At 34.1% G+C, this 16,113-nt stretch carries 14 protein-coding genes and 1 pseudogene; 4 read left to right on the top strand and 11 right to left on the bottom strand.

Annotated elements, in window-relative coordinates; genetic code table 11:
* Positions 1-40 precede the first annotated feature (40 nt).
* Positions 41-433, top strand: coding sequence for a YueI family protein (locus ACM6HU_RS18525; RefSeq protein ID WP_016132763.1), 393 nt, complete (start codon positions 41-43; stop codon positions 431-433).
* 152 nt (positions 434-585) lie between these two features.
* On the opposite strand, the pseudogene ACM6HU_RS18530 reads toward ACM6HU_RS18525, so the two are convergent.
* Together ACM6HU_RS18530 and ACM6HU_RS18535 are read right to left on the bottom strand one after the other, a co-directional pair.
* Positions 586-734: pseudogene (locus ACM6HU_RS18530) on the bottom strand (aldehyde dehydrogenase family protein); the annotation flags it as partial.
* Positions 735-1,106: 372 nt separating this feature from the next.
* Positions 1,107-2,441, bottom strand: a complete 1,335-nt coding sequence (locus tag ACM6HU_RS18535) for a hemolysin family protein (RefSeq protein ID WP_033671141.1) — start codon at positions 2,439-2,441, stop codon at positions 1,107-1,109.
* Between the two features lie 385 nt (positions 2,442-2,826).
* On the opposite strand from ACM6HU_RS18535, the gene ACM6HU_RS18540 reads away from it, so the two are divergent.
* Complete coding sequence (locus ACM6HU_RS18540) at positions 2,827-3,315, top strand: polar chromosome segregation protein (RefSeq protein WP_016114735.1); 489 nt, start codon at positions 2,827-2,829, stop codon at positions 3,313-3,315.
* Between the two features lie 110 nt (positions 3,316-3,425).
* On the opposite strand, the gene hcp is transcribed toward ACM6HU_RS18540, so the two are convergent.
* The 9 genes from hcp to ACM6HU_RS18585 all read right to left on the bottom strand — a co-directional run bounded on the left by hcp (position 3,426) and on the right by ACM6HU_RS18585 (position 14,623).
* Entirely contained in the window at positions 3,426-4,712 is a 1,287-nt protein-coding gene (gene hcp, locus ACM6HU_RS18545; protein ID WP_016114734.1) for a hydroxylamine reductase, read from the bottom strand.
* A 105-nt stretch (positions 4,713-4,817) separates the two neighbouring features.
* Positions 4,818-5,414 carry a hypothetical protein gene (locus ACM6HU_RS18550; protein WP_016114733.1) on the bottom strand — a complete coding sequence of 199 codons (597 nt, stop codon included), beginning with the start codon at positions 5,412-5,414 and terminating at the stop codon, positions 4,818-4,820.
* A gap of 316 nt (positions 5,415-5,730) precedes the next feature.
* Positions 5,731-7,581 carry a hypothetical protein gene (locus ACM6HU_RS18555; RefSeq protein WP_016114732.1) on the bottom strand — a complete coding sequence of 617 codons (1,851 nt, stop codon included), beginning with the start codon at positions 7,579-7,581 and terminating at the stop codon, positions 5,731-5,733.
* Positions 7,571-9,382 (bottom strand): AAA family ATPase, encoded by a 1,812-nt coding sequence (locus ACM6HU_RS18560; RefSeq protein ID WP_016114731.1) that lies wholly within the window; start codon positions 9,380-9,382, stop codon positions 7,571-7,573. Before ACM6HU_RS18560 ends, ACM6HU_RS18555 begins: the two co-directional genes overlap by 11 nt.
* 109 nt (positions 9,383-9,491) lie before the next feature.
* A complete protein-coding gene (locus tag ACM6HU_RS18565; RefSeq protein ID WP_016114730.1) occupies positions 9,492-9,752 on the bottom strand; it encodes a hypothetical protein in 261 nt (86 codons plus the stop codon).
* Between the two features lie 94 nt (positions 9,753-9,846).
* Positions 9,847-11,274: an arginine-ornithine antiporter gene (gene arcD, locus ACM6HU_RS18570; RefSeq protein WP_033671139.1), complete on the bottom strand. Its 1,428-nt coding sequence runs from the start codon at positions 11,272-11,274 to the stop codon at positions 9,847-9,849.
* A gap of 219 nt (positions 11,275-11,493) precedes the next feature.
* The gene (locus tag ACM6HU_RS18575; RefSeq protein ID WP_016114728.1) at positions 11,494-13,005 is read right to left on the bottom strand and encodes an ABC transporter permease/substrate-binding protein; all 1,512 of its coding nucleotides are present in this window, start codon (positions 13,003-13,005) and stop codon (positions 11,494-11,496) included.
* A gap of 3 nt (positions 13,006-13,008) precedes the next feature.
* Positions 13,009-13,962 carry an ABC transporter ATP-binding protein gene (locus tag ACM6HU_RS18580; protein WP_016114727.1) on the bottom strand — a complete coding sequence of 318 codons (954 nt, stop codon included), beginning with the start codon at positions 13,960-13,962 and terminating at the stop codon, positions 13,009-13,011.
* 103 nt (positions 13,963-14,065) lie between these two features.
* Positions 14,066-14,623, bottom strand: a complete 558-nt coding sequence (locus ACM6HU_RS18585) for a YdcF family protein (RefSeq protein WP_016114726.1) — start codon at positions 14,621-14,623, stop codon at positions 14,066-14,068.
* 599 nt (positions 14,624-15,222) lie between these two features.
* On the opposite strand from ACM6HU_RS18585, the gene ACM6HU_RS18590 reads away from it, so the two are divergent.
* Positions 15,223-15,435, top strand: coding sequence for a hypothetical protein (locus ACM6HU_RS18590; RefSeq protein ID WP_016114725.1), 213 nt, complete (start codon positions 15,223-15,225; stop codon positions 15,433-15,435).
* Positions 15,436-15,635: 200 nt separating this feature from the next.
* Positions 15,636-16,058, top strand: coding sequence for a DUF1801 domain-containing protein (locus ACM6HU_RS18595; protein WP_016114724.1), 423 nt, complete (start codon positions 15,636-15,638; stop codon positions 16,056-16,058).
* Positions 16,059-16,113 lie beyond the last annotated feature (55 nt).

Below are 16,113 nucleotides of genomic sequence, written 5' to 3' on the forward strand. Positions count from 1 at the left end.
CATTTCTTGCGTACAATAAGATATGAAAGGTGTGAAAAATATGGTAAATAAAAATGTGGAAGATTATCTCCAAGAAGGCATTCATGGCCAAAAGCAAAACAAACCAGAAGAACGCAATATGTACTTAGGCACATTGCGTGAGCGTGTGGAAATCGCTTTAACAATCGGTCAAGTGATGCAAAGCAATGTTTACACAGAAGTAGCTAATAGCATGCGCACTTCTCAATCATTACAACTATATGTAAACGGCAGCATCTCTTACCCACATTTATCAAAATACATTAAATTAGCAAACGAAAAAAATGTACCTTTTACAATCGTTCAAAATAAAGGTACACAAACACCAATTGGTTTAGTTCTTGCGCATAACACAGCGGTAGATAAAGAACAAGTTTATGTTGAAGATACGATTTTTAAACAAGAGATGAAATAATACACGATAATGTGACACTTCCATCACCAATCGGGCTTTTACAGGCAGTTCCTTGCTCCTCTCTGAATCTTGAGATGGGCGTCTTACTGCACGCAAATAGCGAGATAAATAAAAGGTACAGATTAGATAATAAATGTACCTTTTATTTGTATTTATTTTTTTATAAAGATTAGTTTCATCTCTGTCATTTCTTCAATCGCATATTTAATTCCTTCACGACCTGTACTACTTTCTTTGACACCGCATATAGCATGTGATCTACTCGAAAAGTTGAAATGTCTTTAATCATGAAACTGCCCATATAAATCCATTTTGATTTTTCGACATATAAGCCGCGGCTATGAATAACAAAATGGGGGGGCTGCACTCGTTTTCTCTCTTTGTTTTCACTCGGCATGGGGCAGAAAAAGGGTCTAACCGCTTCTATGCATGGCCGGATGCTCTCTCCCACCTAAAAATTAAGTTTTATGTCGGTCTTTTAATTTGTATTTATCTAATTCTAGTTCATCAATTCCACGCATTGCTTTCGTTAAACGTCTAACTTATTTTATCATTTTAACCGAGAAGACCGCCTCCTCTAAACGAAGTGAAGGTGAGGGTAGTTCAATGTAGCATTGTCCCATTACATAAAAAATATTTTCCCTACTAAAAAAAACTCTGCTAAATGCAGAGTTTACGAGCTTACTTGTTCTTGTAATGTTATTGGTTTTTCAGTTTCTGAAATTAAAATGGGAGCTGCTCGCTTTGTTACTTCTATCTGCTTGATATAGTGGCCATCCAATTCCTTAACGCAAAAATTATAATCTTCAATTTCAACAATATCACCTTCTGTAATTTCTAGGTGCTTTGTTAAAATCCATCCACCAATTGTATCAATATCATCATCATCAATAGATAAACCTAACAATACATTTACTTCGCTAACAAGTACTTTTCCTTCTAAAATTGTCTTTGTTTCACTTATGTGTTGGATTTCCGGTTTCTCATCTATATCAAATTCATCTTGAATATCGCCAACAATTTCTTCTAATATATCTTCAACTGTTACAAGACCTGCTGTTCCACCATATTCATCAATTAATATAGCGATATGTGTACGCTCTCGTTGCATTTTTAAAAACAAATCATGAATTGCAATCGATTCAATGACAAGTATAATGGGACGAATATACTGCTGCACCGTTTCTTTGCTAAAGGCACCATGTTTCACAAAATCTGTGAAAATATCTTTAAAGTTTACAAAACCGATAACATGATCCTTATCCCCATCAACAACTGGGTATCTTGTATATTTCTCATTGGACATTTTTTGCAATGCTTCTTTAACAGAAGTATCTTTATCTAAAATGTTCATCTCTGTCCGTGGGACCATAATTTCTTTTGCAATACGATCATCAAATTCAAAGATTTTATTTACATATTTAAATTCAGATTGATTAATTTCACCATTTTTATAACTTTCTGACACTAACAACCGTAATTCTTCTTCCGAATGGACTTCCTCGTGCTCTTTCGCAGTTTGTAAACCAAACATTCTTGTTACATATCGAGCAGATCCATTTAAAAGCCATATAAACGGAAAAGTAATTCGATAAAAGAAAATAAGCGGTTTAGCAACGAGTAAACTCACTTGTTCTGCCTTTTGAATCGCCAATGTTTTTGGTGCTAATTCTCCCACAACAACATGGAAAAAAGTAATGAACATAAACACTAGAATCACAGCCAAAATATCAGCAACCTGGGGAGACACTTCCCATCTTGCGAAAAGCGAATCAAACATGTGCTTTATCGCTGGCTTTCCTAACCATCCGAGTCCAAGAGCCGTAACTGTAATTCCTAATTGACAAGCTGATAAATACTCGTCTAAGTTTGTAATGACTGTTTTCACAGGAATTGCACGTTTATTTCCCTCTGCAATTAAAAAATCGATGCGTGAACTTCTTACTTTCACAATTGCAAACTCGGCCGCAACGAAAAATGCAGTTAAGGCAATTAAAACAATCACCATACTTATACTATATATGTCCAAATACGTTTCCTTACTTACGCTGTAAGCAAGGAAGCCACCTCCTAATTAATTTATTCAAGCGAAAAAGACTTTTCTTATCATCTTACAAGTTTCTACATTCGCCATCACCTTTTTATACATTATATGCATACATAAAGAGGATATTTATATTTATGATAATCTAAATATCTTCTTTCAGTCAAACTAGAATAATTGAAAAAAATAGACATTTTCCTCTCTTTTTAGAAGAATCTATATGCTCAAAAACTAATTCTCGTGAAAAAACACTTTCTTTGCCGATTCCTCACTTCTTTTGTCACCCATGCAGGGAAGAAGCTTAATACCTCGAAATAATTCAACAGGATATATATAGGAGGGATTTACCTTGGAATATAAAACACCCATTATTGCGAAAAAGTTAGGTGTTAGCCCAAAGGCAGTAGTTCGGATTGCACAACAATTGAATCTCAATATAGAAAAAAACAAATACGGTCATTTCATTTTCACTCAAGACGACTTAGATAAAATGTTAGAATATCATCGTTCTCATATAGAACAAACCTTATCTCCAGCTATAATTTCACAAGTAGAACCATCAACTGATTTTGAACAATTTGTTACACAATTAAATACAATTACACACCGTTTAAATCGTATAGAGGAAAAAATGCAAGATAAAGCAGATGATGTCGTCAATTACCAATTGCTACAACATCGCAGAGAAATGGAAGAAATGATGGATAGAATTCAAAAATTAGAAGCTGCTCTTGAGAAAAAAGAACCAATTTACATCACACCTGATATCACGCCAACATATGAACGAGAAGAAAAACCGAAACGTCGTAAAATGATTTTAAGTATATTCGGATTTTAGTTCTTTTCCAATCGTTTGTTCGCGTATGATAATTGACTCCCCCCTAGTCAATTATCATACGCTTTTTTATTTATATAAAAAGGATGTCTCATTACAAGACATCCTTTTTGTTACGATAACATCATATTCATATCTTCTGCTGCAGTTGTAATAAGTTTTAAACCAAATGTTTCTTGTAATACATCAAGCACACCAGGTGAAATAAATTCAGGGGCCTTTGGACCGATACGAATATCTTGAATCCCAAGACTAAATAGCCCAAGTAAAATGGCAACCGCTTTTTGTTCAAACCAAGATAGGACAATACTAACTGGCAATTCGTTCACTTCACATTGAAAAGCATCTGCTAAAGCTGCCGCTATTTTTATTGTAGAAATTGAATTATTACATTGCCCTAAGTCAATGTAACGTGGAATTTCCGTACCGGGTACAACACCATAATTCACATCATTAAAGCGGAATTTCCCACAAGAAGTTGTTAAAATAACCGTTTCTTGCGGAAGTGACGTTGCTAATTCACGATAGTATTCTCCGCCTTTTCCTGGGGCATCACAACCTGCGATGACAAAGAAGCGCTTAATTTTCCCTCCCTTTACTGCCTCAATAATTTCTGGAGCTAATGATAATACTGTGTTATGATGAAAACCTGTTACTAACTGTTCATCCGACTCCATATGTACCTCGGGAAGTTCTAGCGCTTTTTTAATCAATGGTGCAAAATCATCATTTTCAATTTTCCGTACACCCTCCAGGCCGGCAATATCATATGAAAAGAAGCGATCAGAGTATGATCCTTTAATTGGCATAACACAGTTCGTTGTAGCCAATATCGCACCGGTAAACTTTTCAAAAAGACGTCGTTGATCATACCATGCCTTACCAATGTTTCCTTTTAAATGTTTATATTTTTTCAGCTGTGGATATCCGTGCGCTGGTAGCATTTCAGAATGCGTATAAATATTAATTTCTTTGCCTTCTGTTTGCTTTAATAATTCCTCTAATGCAAATAAATTATGACCAGTAACAACAATTGCCTTACCTTCTACATGATTTTGTGTAATTTGAACAGGCTCTGGAACACCAAAATGATTCGTATGTGCCTCATCTAACAACTCCATCACCCGTAAAGCTGATTTCCCAACTTTCATAGCCATATCAATATGTTCTTGTTCATTAAAGTTAGAATTTGTTAATGTCATATATAACGCTTCTTGAGTTGTAGCATCTACAAATGGATCTGTATACCCATGCTGCGCAGCATGGGTACGATAAGCAGCAATTCCTTTTAACCCAAACACAATCGTATCTTGTAAACTTGCAATTGTTTCATTCTTACCGCAAACACCCATTACTTTACATCCGCCTGTTGGCGTTTGTTCACATTGATAGCAAAACATATCATCCCACCCTTTCCCAATCATTCATTACAAACTAAGCGTAATATACATTGAGAAAAAGGGATGTGATATCAATCACAATAATTTATAAAAATTTGTGACACTTCATCTTGTTAACATAATATTTTTACTGTTCTCTTTGATTAGTGCCTGCGCATGAGCATTTCCTTGAATAATATCCCGAAATTCTTTTAAGGAATACAAATGTGTTAATCCTTTCCGAGCATGAATGCGAACAGGTACCCCTTGCAATGTATCATGAAAATAAAACGGATCATCAATTGGTTCAATTGGAAAACCAAGTGTAAGTAAATACATATACATTCTTTTTGTAACAACAGCAATATACCACTCAGCTTTCATTTCTAAAGCATGAATAAATAAAATAGCTGTTAACCTTTTGAAATGTCCTCTCCCGCGCGATGTTTTCGTAATACTTAACTTTCCTATTTCATAAACATTCTTTAAACCTTTCACTAACTCATTTTCAGAAAACGGATAGAAAAACTCAGAATTAGATTGTTCAGGTGTCGTATATCGAATACACTCTACTGTACCAATAGAATGTCCTCCTTCTATTAATAAAAATCGTGATGGATTTAAATTACGCTCTACAAACATTAAATCTCTCTCTTCACAAAAATCTCCCCACAGTTGCTCGAACCAAAAATGTTCTTCCTTTGTTTGAACACGCTGGAACATATTTCCCCGCCTTTCCCATCGCCGTCCTATATTTTGATAACGCTTTCACCATCTATCATATAAGAACAAATCTGCGCATGCAACTAAAAGGTATTTACTACATTATACATTCTATAAAAATTAACCATTTCCTATTCATTTTTTATATTTATATAAGGTGACAATTCCATTGTATATAATTAGAAATTACCTTTATTGTTTTATCACCTCTATGGGTATTTGATTCTACAGTACCATAAATTCACAATTATACTCCCTTCAACAATTCAATTTACTTACACAAAAAGAAACCTTTTCCATAAAGAAAGGTTTCTTTTCATGTTACAATATTTTTTAACCATTTCTCGAAAATCTGTACAAGACCATGCTTTCCAGCTAACTTTTCTTCTCCCTGCTTCGTTTTATATGGATATAATTGCAAAAAGACTCCGCAACCTGCTTCTATTTTCTTCCCATGCATATGACTGCCTGGGTATACACAAATCACTTCATGAATCGCCCTTCGGTGAAAAATACGTTTTCCATCTTGTTCTTCTACATATTTAATGGACCAATATTTGTACATTTGCTCTGTTGCTTTTGTATTTCCAACAGACTGAAAAATATTAAACATAGGACTATATTTCACCTCAACAATAATAGACGACTGGTACTCATAACGTTCCCCTTGCTTCACATAACAATCTAAACGAATGTCTGGCTTTTTCGTATCTTCTCCATTATAGAAATGACTTCCTTTACTAAGTGCAATGAGTGGGTGCGTTTCAATAAGGTCATTAAACACTACATGGATTTGAATATTTTCACGATTTAAAACAATTGTCGTACCATCCTGTAAACCATCTAAGTAAAAATAAGTTTGAATTTGTTCGCGTAATGGAATTTCATCTTTAAATTCTAACTGTTGCAATATAGAAATAATGATAAAAAATGTATAATACTCATACACTAAAAACGTTGGTTTATACACAAATAATAAAGCTGGAGATTGTTGATTATAACGTGGTAGAAACTCTAAATGATATAATAGTTGCCGATGAGTAACAGGTAAAGCATGTATAGTTATATTTGTCTTTTCAGAAATCCCTCTCCAGAATGGAGAATTTAACAAATTTTGAAAGTACAGTATAGCTTGGTGGACAATATGATTTAAAATTTTATACTCTTGTATTTTCATAGATGCTTTCCGCAAGTCTGCTTCTTTTAACAAATGAATATTTCGATATTTTTGCTTCTCCCTATCTGTTACAGACCCGTTTCTTTCAATGGTTTGCATAATTGTTTTTACTGCTTGTTGTTCCTCTTTTTTTGTATGTGTTGCTCTTTCTAATATTTCGATTGTCTTTTGTAAGAAAGCCTGTGCTTCAAGTAAATATTGATAAAATTGTTTCGTTGTAAATTTTAGAAAAGCATTCTCCAAACTATCTGTTTGTTCTATAAATCTGCGATTATAATACTTAGCGTGAGGATTTTTCTCGTTCATTATCACACTTTTCATCGTCGCTTTTCGTTCCCGTATTTCCCACTCATATCTATCGATATATCTTGTGTTCTCTTCAACTTTTTTATAAAGCTGCTTTATTTTTTTCATTTTTTGTGGCAGCATTCGAAGTAGCATTAAATAGGAAGAATCTTCAATGTCAATTAGCGTTGAGAATGTCTTTTTATAATAACCACGATCTAGCATAATTTCATTCAAAATTGATTTTACATAATTTCGAATCGTTTCAAATTGATCATCAAAAAAATTTTTAGGAACAATTTGAAATGCCCCATAGTATACCTCTTCTTCCACTTGCACCTCGAAATGATACAAACCACAACGCCAAGGATAAAAAAAATCAGTTTTTCCATGTTCATATAATAATACCTTTTGTCTTTTTTCATGCAATTCATATTGCCATTCTTTCTTATCTTTTTGCCCTTCATACACTTTATTCCACATAAAAGTAACACGGATTGGCTTTTCACAATGTAAAGTCAAACGTAATGCTTTTAATTCTTGTACTTTATAAACGCAATGAGCCATTGTGGTAGTGTGTTTACAAAGACGATTCAAAAATATAAAATCTCCTTTTCCTTCTGTTCCAATAATTAATTTTAATACGAACGGGAGCTTATCTTTTGTATCTACAATTTCCGTCTCGTGCTGCTCCTCATTTCGCATACCCATACAACTCCAATTCACGCCGTTTTTGTCTAATATAAGCTAGAGAATGTTCGAATGCGGAGACACAATTCGCAAGTGGAGATTGTAATAATGATACTAGCGATAGCCCTTTCTTTTCATCCTCACGAAGAAGTGGACCAATTGTCATTTCCGTACCACGTAATTTTGTTAAAATACGCTGTTTTACTTGTAAATCAAAGCCCTCTTCTCGGCTAATCATATAAGATTGATTATCTTTTGGAGGGATATTTTGCAAATAAGTCGCAATCGCAGCAGCGCATCGAAAAGAAACGCCTTTCGATGCGTCATGTGATGATAATACGCCATGTAATTTATCTAATAATTCTAATTCCTCTTCAAAAAACACATCAATTATCTCTTTATTTCGTAACCAATTCATACGAAACTCTCCTGTTGTTACTTGTAGGGGCGGGATTTGTATCCCTTTATTTTGCTGCATATTGATTTCACAAAATGGAATCTTTTGAAGTGTAATAAGATTTGTTCGATCCAATAAGCGATCAGATAATTCTTTCGTTGTTTCATCAAAATTCACAGTTCCGATAAAAATAATATTTTCACCAATTTCAATTTTAGGTGGAATTATATTTTCTATTTCATTTCCTTCCTCATATAAAGAAAGAATACGATTTTTCTTTTCTAATTGAAGAATAGATAAAAATGGTGTAAACCAATGTTCAATATGTGACATATTCATTTCATCAAATACAATCATATAAAGCTGATTCGGATTTTCATATGCTTTTAATAATGTCCGAATTAACTTCGTTTCACTTTCGATATATGTTCCATTTGGATGAAGGTAACCTATTATATCGTGTGGTTCTTGATAAGATGGAGAAATTGGAATCCATAACAATTCTTCTCCATACGTTAACCCTAACGCTTCTGCATATACTTGCACAAAACGTGATTTCCCGATTCCTGGGATACCAGCAAGAATCGTTAACATATTTGTTTTTACACTAATATGAAAGTTAAAAATATCCGTTGCATCTAAATACAAACCTTTATTATTGATTAAGTCCTGTACATACTGTATAAATGTAGATTCACGCTCATTCCATTCTTGGTCTTCTTTTTTCCCTTTTATGTCTACTACTTCCACCCGTTTTCCCTCTTCTGCGATTTGCTTTAGAAGTTGATCATACATATTTTCTCGTACAAAATACAAATGATCATCCGCTTTCACTTCTATATACTTGGTCCAATTATCAATTTCGATATATTTGCATTCCTTTTTTTGTTCGCAATATGCAATTGAACTAATGGATGATTTTAATGATAAATTTCCATATAATCTACCTTCATACCATAACAACTGTGGTACTTCGAAATCGTGTGGGAATTTAGGAATAAGAAAAGATAAGTACCCATTACCTAGCTTTCGCTCTAAAGATTCTCTCTTTTTATATCCTACTAATCTTGGCGAAGGGATAATCTTATATGCATCCGCGATTTCCCGTTGTTCTGTACATATTAATTCAACATACAAGTTCCCTCTTTCATAATAAAGGCGAAACAATACCAATTGTTTTTCTAACTTTTTTTTCTTTAAATCCGCAAATATTCTCTCATTTTTTTTGTTAGTATATAGTCCTTCAAACAAATATACTTCACCTTCAAATTGCGATTTCAAAATAGAAGGAATTTGTGAAAGACATTGTACAGAAAAAGTATTCTTTTTTTCCTCCTCACCTCCAACGAACTTTCCAAGAAATCTCATGTGATACATCCGCTTTATAAAACTTGGATGGAGAGCTTTATGTAGCTTCAATATACTCACCTTCTTTTTTTCATACTGTTCTTATTATATGAACTGTAAAAGAAAACTAGAAACAAAAAAACCTGACGTATACCGTCAGGTTACAAAAGTAAAACTTATATTAGTGAGAAGGGAAAGCTTTTTTCTCTTGCATAATCGCATTGTGAGCAATTTTCATTTTAGCAAGTACGTATCGTAGTTTATCCTCGGCATTTTCATCTTTATTATGTTGCAGGCCTGCTAAAGTCTCCACAGAACCAGCTAAATTCTCAATCGCTCCACGTAGTTCGGGATGATGATTAAAAAATAATTCTTGTACTAATACTTTTCGTAAATCACTTGCCAATTCCATAATTCTTAAGAGTTGTTCTTTTTCTTCCATTCTCATCCCCCCTAAACATCTTATATATTAGATATTCTGTAAATAAAATAAAATTCCTTGTATGCAAAGAAAAAAGTCCTTCAGGAGGACTTTTTTACATTTTTATATTACCTGTTACAAGCATATAAAGCGATATTACTGCTGCAACCACGATTACAACCATGACATATCTCTCCATGCCAGAAAAACAGCGATTTCCTTTTTCTTTTCGAGCAAACATATAAACAACAAGTCCAATACCATATACGATTGAAACAAGTAATAAGTTTTTTAAGCCTGCTGCATAAATCAACCATACGGAATACAATGAGGCAATTAAAGCAAGCATTCCATTTTTTAGCCTCGCACGTTTCAGTTCCTTCGTTACAACTAATTTCAACTGATAAAGTGCTGATAATAAGTACGGAAGTAAAATAGATGTAGACGCGATAAAATACATCATTTGATACGTTGATTCCGAAAACAAAACGATAATAAACAACGTTTGTGCGACACCATTTGAAATCCATAATGCAATATGTGGTGTCTGCTTTTTATTTGTCTTCGTAAAGGCTTTCGGAAATACGCCATCTTTCCCTGCTACGTGAGAAATTTCAGAAACGAGTAAGAACCATCCAATTAATGTCCCAATAAGTGAAGCAACCAATCCAATATTAATGGCAAATGCTCCCCATGGTCCAACAACATGCTCTAATACATGGCCCATTGACGGCGTTTCTAACAGAGAAAGCTCTTGTCTTGTCATAGCCCCCATAGAAAGGACTGAGATTAAAATATAGATGGACATAACTAAAATTAATCCAACAACCGTTGCTTTTCCAACATCACGGCTGTTTTTTGCTCTTCCAGATAATACAACTGCTCCTTCCACACCGATAAATACCCAAAGTGTAACAAGCATTGTATTTTTCACTTGACCAAGGACAGAAGAAATAGAAACGGTTCCCTCACCCCAAAAATCATGTGTAAATGTATCCCAGCGAAACGCTGTAACCATAACTGCAATAAATAATAAAATCGGAACTAGTTTTCCAATTGTTGCAACAAAGTTCATAATAGACGCTTCACGAATTCCAATTAAAATAAGGAAGTGCAGCGTCCATAATAAAAGAGATGCACCAACGATGGAGGCAACGTTGTTTCCTCCTTTAAAAATAGGGAAAAAATATCCAAGTGTACTAAACAATAACATAATCGTAGCTACGTTTCCTAAAATCCCTGCAAGCCAATATCCCCATGCACTGTTAAAACCAACATATTCACCAAATCCTGTGCGCGCGTAACTATAAATTCCGCCTTCAAGCTCTGGTTTTTGTCTTGCTAACGTTTGGTATACAAGTGCAAGTGGAATCATTCCCATTGCTGTAATACACCATCCGATTATCGTTGCGCCACTATTTGCGCCTACTGCTAAATCATGCGGTAAACTAAAAACACCACCGCCAACCATTGTTCCTACTACTAATGCGATTAATGGAAAAAATCCTAATTTCTTTTCTATCGGTACCACCCCATCTGTCATTCTAGGTGTTATGTTTATCCGTTCAACTATTAAAGTCACCTTTTTCTCTAATAGATGTTTCTATTATATTTTTTCAGGAAAACATTACTTATTCTAAAAGAAAATGAGCAAAAAGGGAATACTTTTTTGAAAAAATGTATAAGTATGCACAAAAAAACCGTTCATTTTATTATGAACGGTCGATTTCCAGTCATTAAATTGTATATTTTTTTGCAAATATTAATGAATCAATCCCTCTTTTTCTAAAAATTGTTTCGCTACTCTTTCTGCACTTTTACCATTTACATTTACTTCATAATTCATTTTTCTCATATCTTCATCTGATATTTTCCCAGCAAGTTTATTTAATGTCTTTTCAAGTTCAGGATATTTATCAAGCGTTTCTTTTCTTAATAAAGGAGCTCCTTGGTAAGGTGGGAATAACCCTTTATCATCTTCTAGTACTTGGAGGCCATATTGTTCAAGTTCGCTGTCAGTAGAATAAGCATCAATAACAGTAACCTCCCCCGACTCAATTGCACCATATCGTAACTTCGGCTCCATTGTTGTTACGTTTGCAATCTGGAAATTATACAATTTTTGCATCCCTTTATAGCCGTCTTCCCGATCTGCAAACTCTAACGTAAATCCAGCCTTAACATTTGCTGCAACATTTCGTAAATCTGAGATTGTTTTCACATTATACTGCTCTGCAACTTTTCTTGGCATTGCAAGTGCATATGTATTGTTATATTCCATCGGCTTTAGCATCACCATATGATATTTCTTTTCCATCCCTAGGCGTGCTTGTTCATATACTTCTTTACGATTTGTACTTTTTGGGTCTTCTTTTACAAAAGTAGATAAAGCAGTACCTGAAAATTCAGGATACATATCAATTTCCCCTGATTTTAAAGCTTCAAAAACAAATGCTGTTTTCCCAAGTCCTGGTTTCAATTCTACATCTAAATCAGTATCTTGCTCGATCAGCTGCTTATACATTTGAATTAAAATTTCTGGTTCAGCTCCAAGCTTTCCAGCAATCACAATATCTTTCTTTTGCGTATTCCATAGAAATGGTGCAGCTATAACAACTACAATGATACATATTGCCGATATAATTCGCTTAGGAGAGCGTCCAGTGCTTTCAAACATCCGAAGTACTCCGTCAAAGAATAAAGCTAACAATGCGGCTGGTACAGCCCCTAATACGATAAGAGCATGGTCATTTCGATCTATACCGAGTAAAATAAGTTTTCCTAGCCCTCCAGCTCCTATTAAAGCAGCTAACGTAGCTGTTCCGACAATCAATACCATTGCCGTACGAATTCCAGCCATTATAATTGGCAATGCAAGAGGAAGTTCTACTCTCCATAATCTTCTAAAGCTATTCATTCCCATCGCTCTTGCTGCTTCAATAAGCGATGCATCTAACTTATGGATTCCCGTATATGTATTTCGTAAAATTGGCAATAACGCATACACAACTAGCGCGATAATTGCTGGCACCTTTCCAATACCAACAAGCGGAATTAAAAGCCCTAGTAAAGCCAATGAAGGAATTGTTTGCATAACAGCAGATGTGCCTATAATAAACTCAGCAATTCGCTCTCTTCTCGTTAACAAAATACCGAGTGGAACTGCAATCATCACCGCAAAGAATAAAGAAATAAGTGAAATTTGTAAGTGCTCAATCAGCGCACTAAGTAATTCTAATTTTCGTTCTTGAAACGTTTGTAATAATGCAGACACAGTTTACCCCCTCTCCTTCATTTGTCCAGCCAAATATGCCACAATATGACGGCTCGTTAATGTCCCCACGTATTGCCCCTCTCTTTCAATTGGGATTGCCTCTTCTGCTTCCAAACGAATCAACGCCTCTTGTAGTGAAGCATGCAGAGATAGAGATAAAACATCATTGTCTACTTTTCTATCACTCGCAAGTGACAACACATCTTCAATGCTCTTCCCTTCATACCAAGGGCGAACACGATTTCCAATAAATTCTTCTACAAAATCATTTACTGGGTTATGTATGATTCCTTCCGGTGTATCTAATTGAACGATTTTCCCTTTTCTCATCACACAAATACGATCACCAAGTGTTAACGCTTCTTGCATATCATGTGTCACGAACACAATTGTTTTTTGAATTTTTTTCTGTAATTCTACAATATCCTTTTGCAACTGTTCTCGGCTTAATGGATCTAGCGCACTAAATGGTTCATCCATAAGAACGATTTTCGGATTAGCAGCCAGTGCCCTTACCACTCCCACACGTTGCTTCTGTCCACCAGATAATTCATCAGGCATACGATTTCGATATACATCTGGATCTAATCCAACCATATCAAGTAACTCATCCACACGCTCTCGAACTTTTTCTTTACTCCATTTTCTCATTTCAGGTACAATCGCAATATTTTCAGCAATTGTCATATGAGGAAACAATGCAATTTGTTGCAAAACGTACCCGATATCCCAACGCAGTTCATGAATATTGTAATCTTGGATGTCTTTTCCATCGATAGAGATGGAACCTTCTGTCGTTTCAATTAAACGATTAATCATTTTCATCGTTGTTGTTTTTCCGCAACCACTCGGACCGATAAGGACAAAAAACTCTCCTTTTTTAATTTCTAAATGTAATGAATCTACTGCTTTTGTACCATCTTCATATGCTTTTGACACATGATTAAATCGAATCACAAATACAACTCCCTTATTATTGTTTCTTTCATTCTGATAGAATCTTTCCTTCTTTTCAAATGATACGCTTTTTATTCACGAAAAAAGAGCCCTTACTTGAGCTCTAATGATCGAATAATACCGTTTTAATAATTGCTGCATATTCACGTATATATGCTTTCTTCTCTGAACGCCTTGGTGTTGGTGCCGCGAGTGACTCCATCTGCATTCCTAAACGCTTAGCAATAATTTTTGTTCGATATAGATGATATGTATTACTCACAACTACCGCGTGCATTACATGATATAAATCCATGCTAAACTTTAGATTTTCATAAGTACTTGTCGAACGATCCTCAATGAAAATACGATTCTCTTCAATTCCATGTTTTATTAAATAATTTCGCATGCTATGGGCTTCAGGGATGTCCTCATCTTCACCTTGTCCTCCAGATACAATTACTTTTGTTTCCGGATGAGAATTTAAATACATTAAGGCTACATCCAGTCGATTTTGAAGAGATAAAGAAGGTTTATCCCCAAATAATTTTGCACCTAAAATTAATACATATGGAGCGTTATCACTTAACTTTTCATAAGCAACTTTTTTCATTCGATATGTCATATACATTATGCATAATGGTGGAAATAATAAGATAACAAGTAGTATCCATTTGTTCATATATAAGCTTACACTCCCTTTCTTTATATTATATAGAAAAAGAAAGGGAGACAGAAGTATTTTTTAATGACTACGTTGTCCTGCGTTTTGAGCATTACGCCCTTTTTTAGAAGATGTATGACACTGAGTTTGATTTCCTTTATGTTTCGCTGATCCTAACGCTTTCGTTTTTCCCATTTTGTTTCACACCCTCTTTTTATATGGTTCCTTTATAGATTTTGTATTTTCTCTCTCGTCATACAATGGATTTATTGGAAGTTTCTCCTTATTTCAAGAGTATTTTTTATTTTTGGGATATCAAGATAAAGTGAAACTTTAATCAGTGGGGTTTTCTTTCCCACACTGATTATTAGCCCTCACTAATCGGACTTTTACGGGCAGCTAATCTCCCACCTAACTTCCTTGTTTCTCTCTGAATCTTGAGGTGGGGGTCTCACTGCCCTAAAATAGCGGATAAAGTTAATAATTATGGAGATCTGAATGTAAATTAATAATAAAAGGTTACATTTAGTGTATTTATTACATGCGTATAATTTAATATATATATATATATTAAATGTATTAAGAATATTGTAGTATAGTTAAAAGGAGATGATTTTATGTTGAAAATAGAACAAAACAAAGTACGTTTAATTTCAGGAATTAGCTTATTAATATTGGTTTTGACTAATTCTTTTATAAAAAGTGATTCTTGGGTCATTTGTATAGATGTCATTTTAGTTTTGGTTAACTTATTTTTATTTATAATCTCTAGAGATATAACAAAAACCAATTTACTTAGAAAAAAAGATAAGCTAGATGAAATAAAATAATTTTGTATTATTTATAAGGATGCAAGACGATTAATGTGAAATCGTCTTTTATTTTTTGATGAAAAAAGAAAGTAAACTTTTATTCAAAAGTTTTTATTTCTTTTAAGCATACATGAGATTCTGTAACTTTGATTCAAACTATGTATTATAATGAAATATGTGATAAAACTTATATCTAAAAAAGTGGGGACAATTCTATTATGTATAAACTCAAAACAACAGAAACCAACAATAGTGTAATCGAGTTTATTGAAAATGTTGACAGCCTAAAAAAACGAGAAGACGCATATCAGTTATTAGATATCTTTACTGAAACAACAGGTTATCCAGCAAAGATGTGGGGACCTAGCATTATTGGATTTGGTACATACCACTATAAATATACATCTGGTCATGAAGGAGATGCTCCATTAGTAGGCTTTTCCCCTCGCAAGGCCAAAATTAGTTTATATTTTGCAACTGGTGATCCTAAGCGAGAAGAACTATTAAAAGACTTTGGAAAACACACATCTGGAAAGGCGTGTATATACATTAATAAATTAGCAGATATTGATATTAATGTTCTAAAAGCGCTAATTAAACAATCTGTCAGTTTTTTGCAAGAAATGTATCCAAATCATTAACGTGTATATGACAATCAAATGAAGTAAGTAACAGGTGTTTTGAACACACGTCAAA

It is taken from the genome of Bacillus sp. IT-79MI2 (assembly GCF_949768135.1).
In the GTDB taxonomy this organism is placed as follows: Bacteria; Bacillota; Bacilli; order Bacillales; family Bacillaceae_G; genus Bacillus_A; species Bacillus_A pseudomycoides.

Coding starts and splice junctions, on each gene's coding strand:
- ACM6HU_RS18525 (WP_016132763.1), top strand. CDS start 41: ATGGTAAATAAAAATGTGGAAGATTATCTCCAAGAAGGCATTCATGGC.
- ACM6HU_RS18535 (WP_033671141.1), bottom strand. CDS start 2,441: ATGGTGATTGTTTTAATTGCCTTAACTGCATTTTTCGTTGCGGCCGAG.
- hcp (WP_016114734.1), bottom strand. CDS start 4,712: ATGTTTTGCTATCAATGTGAACAAACGCCAACAGGCGGATGTAAAGTA.
- ACM6HU_RS18550 (WP_016114733.1), bottom strand. CDS start 5,414: ATGTTCCAGCGTGTTCAAACAAAGGAAGAACATTTTTGGTTCGAGCAA.
- ACM6HU_RS18555 (WP_016114732.1), bottom strand. CDS start 7,581: ATGCGAAATGAGGAGCAGCACGAGACGGAAATTGTAGATACAAAAGAT.
- ACM6HU_RS18565 (WP_016114730.1), bottom strand. CDS start 9,752: ATGGAAGAAAAAGAACAACTCTTAAGAATTATGGAATTGGCAAGTGAT.
- arcD (WP_033671139.1), bottom strand. CDS start 11,274: ATGACAGATGGGGTGGTACCGATAGAAAAGAAATTAGGATTTTTTCCA.
- ACM6HU_RS18585 (WP_016114726.1), bottom strand. CDS start 14,623: ATGAACAAATGGATACTACTTGTTATCTTATTATTTCCACCATTATGC.
- ACM6HU_RS18590 (WP_016114725.1), top strand. CDS start 15,223: ATGTTGAAAATAGAACAAAACAAAGTACGTTTAATTTCAGGAATTAGC.
- ACM6HU_RS18595 (WP_016114724.1), top strand. CDS start 15,636: ATGTATAAACTCAAAACAACAGAAACCAACAATAGTGTAATCGAGTTT.